This is a genomic window from Microcystis sp. LE19-84.1B, from assembly GCF_027531875.1.
Classification (GTDB): domain Bacteria; phylum Cyanobacteriota; class Cyanobacteriia; order Cyanobacteriales; family Microcystaceae; genus Microcystis; species Microcystis panniformis.
On the sequence record NZ_JAPZSR010000223.1, the window covers coordinates 1 to 1,134 of the forward strand.

General features: G+C 40.9%; 2 protein-coding genes. Both read left to right on the top strand.

Features of this window, described 5'->3' with window-relative positions; translation table 11 throughout:
• On the top strand, window positions 1-733 hold a 733-nt coding region (locus tag O9324_RS12995), incomplete at its 5' end, for a DUF4351 domain-containing protein (protein ID WP_288140401.1).
• Between the two features lie 85 nt (window positions 734-818).
• The coding region (locus tag O9324_RS13000) for a hypothetical protein (RefSeq protein WP_288140402.1) at window positions 819-1,134 on the top strand (316 nt) is incomplete at its 3' end.

Below are 1,134 nucleotides of genomic sequence, written 5' to 3' on the forward strand. Positions count from 1 at the left end.
CAATCCTGTCACGATTGAGGGAATTCTCGCTTGTTTATCTAAACTGTTGACTGTGCGGGAACAATTACAAAGAGAAGCTCACCGTCATCAACAACCCTTATTAGCAGAAAATATTCCTAGACTATGGATACTAACTCCTACGGCCAGTCAAAGAATTATAACTGCTTTTTCCGCTCAATTAAACCCAGATTGGGGAGAAGGAATTTATTTTTTACCTCCAGCATTAACCACATCCCTTATTGTCCTGCATCAATTACCCGAAACCCCTGAAACCCTTTGGTTAAGATTATTAGGCAGAGGAGGAACCAGAAGCAGAGCGATTGATGAATTAGAGGCCTTGTCTTCTAGTCATCCCTTTAAATCAGCTTCCTTGAAATTATTATACAATTTGAGTAGGAACTTGCAAGCCTTACCCAAAAGAACCCAGGAGGAGAGGAAATTTATTATGCGTTTAGCCCCTTTATACGAACAAGATAGAGAAAAAGCTATTCAACAAGGAGAAGCTATCGGACTTCAAAAAGGCAGAATCGAAGGCATTCAAGAAGGAGAAGCTATCGGACTTCAAAAAGGAGAAGCCAACCTAGTGCTACGCTTGCTTAACCGACGTTTTGGTGAACTGCCCCCGCATATCACTGAAACTATCCAAAAACTAGCCGTTGAACAATTAGAAGACTTAGGAGAAGCATTACTAGACTTTGAGACTCAAGCTGACTTAATTAATTGGCTGACCTAATAAATAGGCTTTGAAGATGATAAAATAACCATCATCATTGATTGAATCACTTCAGCCTTGACTCGCTTTCTTTGGGATAAATTTAGTGAAAGACTACCTCGAAACCTTTCTCGCTTCTTCCGGTGACGTGAAAACCAGCCTTGATGTGACGGCAAAAACTCAAGAAATCGATGTGTATTTTCGACCGACTTCCCCAGAAATGCCGCCCGAATTAGGTTTATTGGGTCGATTAGTTCAAACCCCTTGTTTATTGGAACCCCATCGCAATCCTGTCACGATTGAGGGAATTCTCGCTTGTTTATCTAAACTGTTGACTGTGCGGGAACAATTACAAAGAGAAGCTCACCGTCATCAACAACCCTTATTAGCAGAAAATATTCCTAGACTATGGATACTAACTC